This is a genomic window from Hydrogenivirga sp. (assembly GCF_056450045.1).
Window position 1 is genome coordinate 1 of record NZ_JBWONM010000137.1, and the last position, 9728, is coordinate 9728.

Consider the following 9728-nt stretch of genomic DNA (forward strand, 5'->3'; position numbering starts at 1 on the left):
CCTGTATACCTTTACCTTTGTATCAAACCAGGCGAGGTGTCCCGTTATAGGGTCTCCGTAGAAGACCTCTTTCCCTCTGAGCTTTATGCTGTGGGGAATGACGTGGTTCAGCAGGAATCCCTCGTGCCCTTCCTCCGCTTCGGGCTTGAGACCCCATGCTCCCTGCATCTTCCCTATGGCGTTCCAGGTCCATACGGAGTTTGGCTCTGTCGCTTCGGTCAGGAAGACCTGACACTTTACCTTGCCTACCCTTGACTCAACCCATACCCAGTCAAGGTGCTTTATACCGAGCTTCTCAGCGGTTTTGGGGTTCATGTAGAGGAAGTTCCTAGTTGATATCTGCCTGAGCCATGCGTTCTGGGAGTCCCAGGAGTGATACATCCACTGGGGTCTTGCGGTGAAGGCGTAGAGGGGATAGTCCTCTCCGCTGACCTCCTCCTCAAAGGGTGGATACCAGAAGGGTAGGGGGTCAAAGTACTTGACGAGCCTCTCCCTTATCAGCGGGTCGTTCGGGGGCTGGTTCTCTCCCTCCCAGAGTCCCTGTCCTGCGAGCCTGAAGGTCTGGAGGGATTCAACGTAGAAGTTCATTATTATCGGCTCTGTCTTCTTTACAAAGCCCACGCTCTTAGCCCACTCAAGGTAATCCTTGTTTATGTGTCTGAAGTAGCGCATGTGTTCGGGTAGCCTGTAGTAGAAGAAGCCCTTGTTCTTTGTGTACATCTCAAGCTGTTTGGGGTTGGGCTCTCCCACAAAGTGCTTGTCCCCGTTCTTCCCTCTCCAGCCGGCTAAGGCACCGATTCCCGGTCTGGGCTGCCAGTTTATAAGAAAGTCCTTGAAATCCTTGTACTTGGGCGTTCCATCTTCGTTAACGAAGCCGGGGAGCTTGAGCTTTGTCCCCAGCTCAACCATCACATCTCCCCAGGGTCTTACATCAAGCCCTTCCTTCTTGGGGTCAACTATGGGCTGTCTGAGGGCATCAACCGGACCGAAGGCAACCGAGGGTGGTCTGTCAAGCAAGGAGAGGGCGAACCACTGCTCAAGGTAGGTGGCATCGGGCAGGACGAGGTCTGAGTAGGCGACCTGTTCGCTGTAGAAGGCATCTATCGTTATTATCTTCGGTATCACGTAGTTACCCGCAGGGTCCTTCGCTGTAAGAGCCTCAATTATGTAGGGTATATTCTGGGAGGAGTTCCAGGCCATGTTTGCCATGTATATGATCAGGACGTCAATATCGTAGGGGTCCCTCTGGTAGGCTGCGGGGATAACGTTCTGTATACAACCGTGGGCTGCAATGGGAAACTCCCAGCTGTAGGCTCTGTCTATCCTCAGGGGTCTTCCCTCCTCATCAACGAGAAGGTCATCGGGGTTCTGGGGAAGACCGAGGTGAGGACCTTTCAGGGGTTCGCCGTACTTTAGCTCCTTGAGAGACCTTATCTTTACCGGCTTGGGGAGATCCTCTATGTGCTTGGGATAGGGAGGCTTTGCTAAGTGCCCTCCGGGAGCATCAACACACCCGAGGAGCATCTTAAGCAGGAAGACCGCCCTTGCGGTCTGGAATCCGTTGCTGTGGGAAGCTATACCCCTCATTATGTGGAAGGACACTGGCCTTCCCTTCATCGTCTTGTGCTTCCTACCCCAGGCGTCCGTCCACTCTACGGGTAGCTCAAGGGGGTCGTAGAGGGCTATCACGCCCATCTCCTTGGCTATCCTCTCTATGTCCTTTGCCGGTATCCCCGTTATCCTCTCAACCCTCTCAGGGCTGTAGTCTTTCACGAGCCTCTCCGCAAAGAGGTCAAAGGCGGGTCTAACCTTGAAGCCCTCCGGGGTTTCATACACACCTATGAAGGCTGGCTCCAGCTCATCGGGGACTATCCTGTCTGCAGGCTGGAAGCTCTTGGACTTCTTGTCGTAAACCATCGGCTTGCCTTCCGGGTTCCTGTAAAAGAGACCGTCTTTGGAAGTCCCCGGAGCCTGAATCACGAGCCAGGGGGCGTTTGTCTGTTCCTTTAGGAAGGTCCAGTCTATAAGGTTGTACTTGAAGAGAACGTGCATGAGACCCATTACGAAGGCACCGTCGGTACCGGGCTTGACGGGCACCCATTCGTCCGCAACCGCACCGTAGGACCACCTGACCGGATTGACGAATACGAGCTTTCCTCCCCTCCTCTTCATCTCCTGAATTCCAAGCTTGAAGGGGTTGGAGGCGTGGTCCTCAGCCACACCTATCATCATGAAGTACTTTGTGTTCTCAAAGTCCGGGTCTCCAAACTCCCAGAAGGAGTATCCTGTTGAGAGAAGACCTGCTGCGGCAACGTTGACAGAGCAAAAGCCCCCGTGGGCTGCCCAGTTGATGGTCCCGAGTTGCTGGGCGAACCATCCGTTTATAGCCTGCATCTGGTCCCTTCCCGTGAAGAAGGCTACCTTGGCAGGGTTCTTCTTCCTCGCCTCATCTATCCACTTAGCCGCTATCTCTATGGCTTCATCCCATTCTATCTCCTTGAACTCGCCTGAGCCTCTCGGTCCGACCCTCAGGAGGGGCTTCCTGAGCCTTGCGGGTGAGTATTCCTTCATTATTCCTGAAGAGCCCTTGGCGCACAGGACCCCCTTGTTCAGGGGGTGGTCGTCGTTACCCTTTATGTAAGTAACTTTGTTGTTCCTGACGTAAACCTCAATACCGCACCTGCAGGCACACATGTAGCAGGTGCTGTAGTACTTCCTTTCGTAGAAGCTACCGCCTATCTCCATGGCACTGCCTCCTCGGGCACACTTTATCTAAAAGGATAATCTTTAGGTCCTACTGTTGATAGCAAAATTGCTTAAAGGTTCATAAGTTCTCCTTATGGGGTTTATAAGGAATAGCTTATCAAACCACCTCAACCCAGACGCCCTTGAGATAGAGGGTGTTTGGCATCTGAAGTATCCAGGGATGGTCTTTGTCCTGAAAGGTCTTGGCTATTACCCTCACCTGCCTCCTGACATCGTAAGAAGCCTGGGTCAGAACCTCAAGTAGGTGGGACTCGGTTATGTGGAAGGAACAGGAGAATATAGCCATGTATCCCCCCGCCTTTGTGAGCCTCAGACCCCTTACGCAGAGCTCCTTGTAGCCTCTAAGGGCGTTCGGGACCGCGTGCCTGTTCTTGGCAAAGGAGGGAGGGTCTATAACTACAACATCAAACTTCTCCCCCTTTGAGTCTAACTCCCTCAGGTAGTCAAAGGCGTTAGCCTCAACCCACTTTATCCCCGAAAGACCGTTTATCTCTTCGTTCTTCCTGCCGACCTCAAGGGCTAAGGGAGAGAGGTCAACCGCTATCACCTCCTGGGCTCCCATCTTCTTCATGTTCAGAGCGAACCCCCCTGTATGGGAGAAGACGTCAAGGCATCTGTCCCCGGGCTCCACCAGGCTCCTGACAAACTTCCTCGCATTCCTCTGGTCAAGGAAGAAGCCCGTCTTCTGCCCCTGGGGTATGTTGACAACAAATCTAAGGTCGTGCTCCCAGATGGTCGTCTCCTCAGGAACCTCACCCCACAGGACTCTATCCTCCGTGTCCAACCCCTCAACCCTCTTCGCCACCGGGCTTGTCTTCTCGTATACACCCTTAGGTCTGAGAATATCCACGAGAGCCTCAAGGACCGTATCCCTGAAGGTGTTCATGCCGTAAGTGGTGAACTCAAGGACGGCGTACTCGCCGTAAACGTCAACTATAAGACCGGGGAGTAGATCCCCCTCCGAGTGGACGAGCCTGAAGGCGTTGCTGTTTATATACAGCCTCTTTCTGTAGTCGTAAGCCTCCCTTATCCTCTTCTTTATCAGCTCAGGGGTTATTGGCTCTTCCTTGTCAAAGGAGAGTATCCTGACAGCTATGTTCGCCTCAGGGTTTATGTATCCGTAACCTAAGAACTTTCCTCCGAAGTCCCTCACAACGACGAGCTCTCCCTTCTTAGGCTTCCTTGAGTAGCTCGCTATCTCAGGTCTGTATATCCAGGGGAAGAAGCCCCTTATCCTGTCCTCTATTCCGGGTTTCACTCTTATCTGAAGCATTGATGTATTTAGTTTATACTTCTCTTGAGAGCATGGGTATCTTTGATAAGCTCTTCAAGAAGAGGAAAGAGGAGGAGAACCTCTGGACAAAGTGTCCCGAGTGCAAGACCCTCCTCTATGTGCCCGACCTGAAGAGGAACTACAAGGTTTGCCCCAAGTGCGATTACCACTTTCCCCTCTCTGCGGTGGAGAGGGTTGAGTCCCTACTTGACGACACAGGAGCTCAGAAGCTCTTTGAAGAGGTACTTCCCACAGATCCCCTTAGGTTCAAGGACACTAAGCCTTATAAAGAGAGGCTCAAGAGGGCTCAGGAGCAGACGGGGCTGACCGAGGCTATGGTTGTTGTAAAGGGCTTCATTGAGTCAAGGGCTGTGATACTTGCCTCCATGGACTTCAGCTTTATAGGAGGAAGCATGGGCTCGGTAGTTGGTGAGCGCTTCTTCAGAGCCTGTGAGCTTGCCTCCTCAGAAAGGATCCCCCTCATAGCGGTCACCTGCTCTGGTGGGGCAAGGATGCAAGAGGGGATACTCTCCCTCATGCAGATGGCTAAGACCTCCCTCGGCGTTGGACTCCTCAAGGAGAGCGGGGTTCCCTACTTTACCGTTCTTGCCAACCCTACCACCGGGGGTGTGGCTGCAAGCTTCGCCTTCTTGGGGGACATAATAATAGCGGAGCCTAAGGCTCTCATAGGCTTTGCGGGACCGAGGGTTATTGAGCAGACCATAAAGCAGAAGCTACCCGAGGGATTTCAGCGCTCCGAGTTCCTGCTGGAAAAGGGTATGATAGACATGGTTGTCTCCCGTAAGGACCTCAGAAACGTTCTCAAGGAGCTCTTAGAGCTTACCTTTTATTCGGAGAGATGCTGGAAGAGCTGACGCCGTTCCTTGAAAGTTACCCCTTTCCTCTCTGGGAGGGCTTTCTGAGGATAGTCCTCGCCATGCTCTTGGGCTCAATAATAGGGCTTGAGCGGGAGAGGAGGAAACAGCCGGCAGGCTTCAGAACCCACTCGGTGCTTGCCGTCGGCTCTGCTCTTTTGAGCATAGTTTCTATATACATACCGGCAACCTACGGGACGGGGGTGAACGTTGACCCCTCAAGGATAGCCTCTCAGGTCGTCAGCGGTATAGGCTTTTTGGGAGCGGGAGCGATCCTCCGGATGGGCATCTCTGTGAAGGGTCTTACCACGGCTGCGAGCCTCTGGACGACCGCCGGCATAGGACTGGCTGTGGGTGCGGGTATGTACTCCCTCTCTTTGTTCGCTACGATAATCCTTCTAATCGTTCTGAGCCTAATGAGCAAGGTTGAGAAGGAGCTCCTCTTCAAAGCTGAGAAGGTACTCAAGGTCGTTGTACGAGGAGAACCAAATGTAATTCAGGAGGTAGAGCCTCTCTTGGGGGAGGCACGCATCCTCAGGATGAGGCGTTCCGAGGAGGGAGTGGAGGTTTACGTGGAGGTCCTCTACGACGAGCCGGAGCTCAAAAAGAAGATCAGGGAGCTTATGGAGAGCCCTTACGTTACCTCCGTTGAGGTTGTATGATGTCCCTCCTGTTGCAGAACTCCATGGCATCCTGGGGGGAGAGCTCTATACTCCTGAGCACGCACTCCGCCGCCTTCTTTATGACAGCCTTAGCTATCTCTTCCTCCTCCTTTGAGAAGGGGGAGAGAACGTAATCAACGACCTCCTCCTTCCTCTTGGGTCTTCCTATCCCTATCTTAAGGCGGGGAAACTTTTCGGTTCCTATGCTCTTTATTATTGACTCCATGCCCTTGTGTCCACCCGAGCTCCCTTCCATCCTGAGCCTTGTAATCCCGAGGGGGAGGTCAAGGTCATCGTAAACCACGAGCATCTCCTCTGGTCTAATATCGTTCTCCTCCAATAGGTTCAGGACGGCAAGCCCCGAGTTGTTCATGTAGGTTTGAGGCTTTGCAAAGATTACCTCCCTTCCTCCTACCTTAGCCCTGTAAACGTGGGAGAGGGACTCCTCACTGTGTTCCTTTACCCTGAGCCTGCGGATGAGCTCATCAATGACCATAAAGCCGACGTTGTGGCGAGTGTTGCTGTACTTTTCCCCCGGGTTTCCTAAGCCTACTACGAGCCTTATCATTCAGAGGCTTCCGCTTCCTCCTCCTGAACCTCTTCTGCTGCTTCAACCTCTTCAACCTCGGGCTCTGCCACAACGGCGACCGTCTCTTCGGGGTTGTCAAGGATTATGCATCCCTCTGGAGGTGTCACATCCCTGACGTGTAGAGCCTCTCCAAGTCCGAGGGAGCTCACATCTATAACTATCTTGTCTGGCAGGTTTGCGGGTCTTGCCTTAACAGTCAGGGAGTGCATCAGAACCTCAAAGGTTCCTCCCAGCTCAACGCCGGCAGGCGTTCCTGCAAACTCTATGGGAACCTCAACCTCTATTTCGGTGACGTTTGCGAGGTCGTAAAGGTCAATGTGTATGGGGTTGTCACCGAGCCAGCCGAACTGGATATCCTTCAGGATGCAGACCCTCTTCTCACCGTTTACTTCAGCCTCAATCAGGAAGGTCTCCCCGTGGGGGAGGCTGAGGAAGTCCTTGGTGCTCATCCAGGCGTGAATATTGCTCACGTCCTTGCCGTATATCTCCACGGGTATGTAACCGTCCCTTCTCATGCTCTTGGTCTCACTCTTCTTGCCTGGCGTTCTCTCCTTGAGCTTAACACTGACCCTCTTCATGGTTTCCTCCTGTGGCTTATGTGCGGAATTTGAAATTATAACACTATAATAAAAGGTAGTCCATGGTGAAGATATTCTTGGCAAGGCAACCTATAATTGACAGGACGGGAAAGATATTCGGCTACGAGCTCCTCTTTAGGTCAGGATTCAAAGATTTTGCAGAGGTTGAGGACAGCAAGAGGGCAACCGCCAAGGTGATAGAGAGCCTCGTGAGCTCCTTCAGTCTCAAAGATATAATCAGGGATAAGAAAGGCTTCATAAACATAGACCAGACTTCGGACATACTCAGCATAGCAGAGCTACTTCCTCCCGGGAGGGTGGGCTTTGAAGTTCTTGAGAACGCGGTCCTGAGCGAGGATTTCTTCAACACCCTCAACCGCCTGAAGGCGATGGGCTACGAGATATCCCTTGATGACTTCATATACTCTGAGGAGTTCATTCCCTACCTTGAGCTCTCGGACTACGTTAAGATTGACGTGCTTGAACATCCCCCCGAGCAGGTGGAGAGATTTGTTGAGAAGGTGAAGCCTTACGGTGTGAAGCTTATAGCAGAGAAGGTTGAGACCTATGAGATATACAAAACTTACTACGATATAGGCTTTGATTACTTCCAGGGCTTCTTCTTTCAGGAGCCAAGGGTTATAGCCTCAAAGACGGTGGAGCCAACCTACGCAGCCCTCGTAAAGCTTTACAATCTCGTGGCTCAGGAAAGGGATGTGAGGGAGATAGAGAGGGTCTTTAAGAAGTTCTCGGACCTCTCCGTAAAACTCCTTCAGCTTATAAACTCCGCCTATTACGCCCTGAGGCAACCCGTGAAGTCAATAAGGCATGCCTTGCTCATGTTGGGCTACAAGAACATACTCAGATGGATACTGCTTCTCATGTACTCGGTTAGGAGTCAGGAGTTTACCTCAGACCCTCTATTTGAGGAAGCATCCCTTAGGGGCTTCTACATGGAAAGAGTTGCAAAGCATATCTTTTCCAAGGGTGAGGTAGTTGAAAAATCCTTCATAACGGGGGTCCTGTCTCTGGTGGATGTCCTCTTGGGCGTTCCTATGGAGAAGGCGGTTTCCAGCCTTTCCCTTGAAGAGGATATAAAGGCAGCACTGCTCCGAAGGGAGGGACCTCTGGGAGATATCCTCAGGATGGTTGAAGCGGTCCAGACGGGAAAGTTGTCCAAGATAGAACCCCTTCTGGAAAAGTACAGCCACAGAAGCCTTACTAGAGAAAAGCTCTTGCAACTCCAGATGGAGGCTCTGAAGGCTTACTCAAGGCTTGAGATTTAGAGAAAGAGTGAGCTTACCGACTCCTCTTCGTGGATCCTCTTGATGGCTTCTCCAAGGAGGGGAGCTACCGATACGACCTTTAGCTTGTTAAAGAGCTTGTCCTCAACAGGTATCGTGTTTGTTATTACTACTTGCTCTATTGGAGAACCCGTGAGCCTCTCAACGGCGGGTCCGGAGAGAACACCGTGAGTTGCACAGGCGATAACCCTCTTTGCCCCTCTGTTTATCAACATGTTGGAGGCAGCTACCATGGTGCCAGCGGTATCTATGAGGTCGTCTATTATTATCGCCTCCTTTCCCTCCAGCTCACCCACAACATCAAGAACCTCAGCCTTGTTAGGCTCCGGTCTCCTCTTGTATATTATGGCTATACCGCAGCCGAGCCTGTTTGCAAGCTGTCTTGCTCTCTCAACACCTCCCGCATCGGGTGAAACTACAACTGGGTCTTCAAGTATGAGGTTCTTCTTTATGTACTCGTGGAGTACGGGAAGGGCGGAGAGGTGGTCAACGGGTATATCAAAGAAGCCCTGAATTTGGGGCGAGTGAAGGTCTATTGTCACTACCCTGTGGGCTCCGGCAACGGTTATCAGGTCAGCCAGAAGCCTTGCGCTTACGGGAGTCCTTGGCTTGTCCTGCCTATCCTGCCTTGCATAGGCGAAGTAGGGTATAACGGCGGTTATCCTCCCGGCGGATGAGCGTTTCAATGCGTCTATTATCAGGAGGAGCTCCATTATGTGCTGGTTGGCCGGGCTTGAGAGGGACTGGAATACGTAAACGTCAGCCCCCCTGATAGACTCATTTATCTGAACCCTGACCTCACCGTCGCTGAACTTGGTCACGAGCATATCGGAGATCTTCACGTTGAGGTAGCGAGAAACCTCCTCCGCTATAGCCCTGTTTGCCGTTCCGGTCAGTATCTTGAGGGGTCTCTTCATTCCTTTTAAATGGCTGGGGTGCCTGGACTCGAACCAGGAACCCCCGGATCCAAAGTCCGGTGCTCTGCCAGTTGAGCTACACCCCAAGCCAGCTCTTAGTTTCAAACACCTTCCAGCCCCTGAGCCTCGCTCCGGTCTCTACCTCAGGGGTGATTTTACCTATATAGAATACAGCAGAACCGCTCCCGCTGACAAGAGCTTTCAGGCCAAGGTGCTCTAAAAATCTGACCGCCTCCCCTATCTCGGGATACATCTCACAGGCTATTTCCCCCAACTTATTCTCAAGAGCTTCGTATCTGCCCTCCCTCAACATCTCAAGGACGTCCTCGGGCTTTATGTTGGGAGTCAGATGCTTTTCCCTTACCGCAGAATATACAAGCCTCGTGGAAGCTTCCACGTTTGGTACAAGAAGTGTTATGTCAAGCTCAAGCCTGCCGATTTCCTCAAGGATATCTCCCCTTCCCATGCCTAAGGCTGTCCCCCCTCTGAAGAAGAAAGGGGTGTCGGAGGAGACCATGCCTCCTATCTCAATCAACTCCTCCTCACTCAGAGGCTCTCCCATGATCCTGTTCACCTCTCTGAGGACGCTTGCCACGTTGGAACTCCCTCCACCCAGACCGGCACCCATGGGTATTTTCTTGTTTATGTATATGGAGAACTCCACATCCCTCCCCAGCCTCCTCTGGAACTCCGTCAGAGCCTTGAAGACGAGATTTTCCTCCTGAGGTATCCCTGTGCTGGTCTCAATTCGTAAGGGTCCTTCC

9 protein-coding genes and 1 tRNA gene are annotated in these 9728 nt (G+C 52.3%); 3 read left to right on the forward strand and 7 right to left on the reverse strand.

The window, feature by feature from the left end:
* A partial coding sequence (sreA, locus tag AC1HCM_RS05715) for a sulfur reductase subunit SreA (RefSeq protein ID WP_479460809.1) occupies nt 1-2745 on the reverse strand: 2745 nt, incomplete at its 3' end.
* A gap of 118 nt (nt 2746-2863) precedes the next feature.
* The gene (locus AC1HCM_RS05720) at nt 2864-4039 is read right to left on the reverse strand and encodes a class I SAM-dependent rRNA methyltransferase (RefSeq protein WP_479460810.1); all 1176 of its coding nucleotides are present in this window, start codon (nt 4037-4039) and stop codon (nt 2864-2866) included.
* Between the two features lie 32 nt (nt 4040-4071).
* Between AC1HCM_RS05720 and accD the strand changes: the two genes are divergently transcribed.
* Together accD and AC1HCM_RS05730 are read left to right on the forward strand one after the other, a co-directional pair.
* Nucleotides 4072-4914, forward strand: a complete 843-nt coding sequence (accD, locus tag AC1HCM_RS05725; protein WP_479460811.1) for an acetyl-CoA carboxylase, carboxyltransferase subunit beta — start codon at nt 4072-4074, stop codon at nt 4912-4914.
* A complete protein-coding gene (locus tag AC1HCM_RS05730; RefSeq protein ID WP_479460812.1) occupies nt 4899-5576 on the forward strand; it encodes an MgtC/SapB family protein in 678 nt (225 codons plus the stop codon). The genes accD and AC1HCM_RS05730 overlap by 16 nt, the downstream gene beginning before the upstream one ends.
* Here AC1HCM_RS05730 and pth read toward each other — a convergent pair.
* Both pth and AC1HCM_RS05740 read right to left on the reverse strand, forming a co-directional pair.
* On the reverse strand, nt 5554-6144 hold the full coding sequence (gene pth / locus AC1HCM_RS05735) for an aminoacyl-tRNA hydrolase (RefSeq protein ID WP_479460813.1): 591 nt from the start codon (nt 6142-6144) through the stop codon (nt 5554-5556). The two genes, AC1HCM_RS05730 and pth, sit on opposite strands and share 23 nt — an antisense overlap.
* Nucleotides 6141-6743 (reverse strand): 50S ribosomal protein L25/general stress protein Ctc, encoded by a 603-nt coding sequence (locus tag AC1HCM_RS05740; protein WP_479460814.1) that lies wholly within the window; start codon nt 6741-6743, stop codon nt 6141-6143. The genes pth and AC1HCM_RS05740 overlap by 4 nt, the downstream gene beginning before the upstream one ends.
* A 62-nt stretch (nt 6744-6805) precedes the next feature.
* Between AC1HCM_RS05740 and AC1HCM_RS05745 the strand changes: the two genes are divergently transcribed.
* Nucleotides 6806-8029: an EAL and HDOD domain-containing protein gene (locus tag AC1HCM_RS05745; RefSeq protein WP_479460815.1), complete on the forward strand. Its 1224-nt coding sequence runs from the start codon at nt 6806-6808 to the stop codon at nt 8027-8029.
* On the opposite strand, the gene AC1HCM_RS05750 is transcribed toward AC1HCM_RS05745, so the two are convergent.
* The 3 genes from AC1HCM_RS05750 to AC1HCM_RS05760 all read right to left on the reverse strand — a co-directional run.
* The gene (locus AC1HCM_RS05750) at nt 8026-8964 is read right to left on the reverse strand and encodes a ribose-phosphate diphosphokinase (protein WP_479460816.1); all 939 of its coding nucleotides are present in this window, start codon (nt 8962-8964) and stop codon (nt 8026-8028) included. The genes AC1HCM_RS05745 and AC1HCM_RS05750 overlap by 4 nt on opposite strands.
* Nucleotides 8965-8974: 10 nt before the next feature.
* A tRNA-Gln gene (locus AC1HCM_RS05755) sits at nt 8975-9050 on the reverse strand.
* Nucleotides 9041-9728, reverse strand: a 688-nt coding sequence (locus AC1HCM_RS05760; protein WP_479460817.1) for a GHMP family kinase ATP-binding protein, incomplete at its 5' end; no start/stop codon positions are given. The genes AC1HCM_RS05755 and AC1HCM_RS05760, both read right to left, overlap by 10 nt.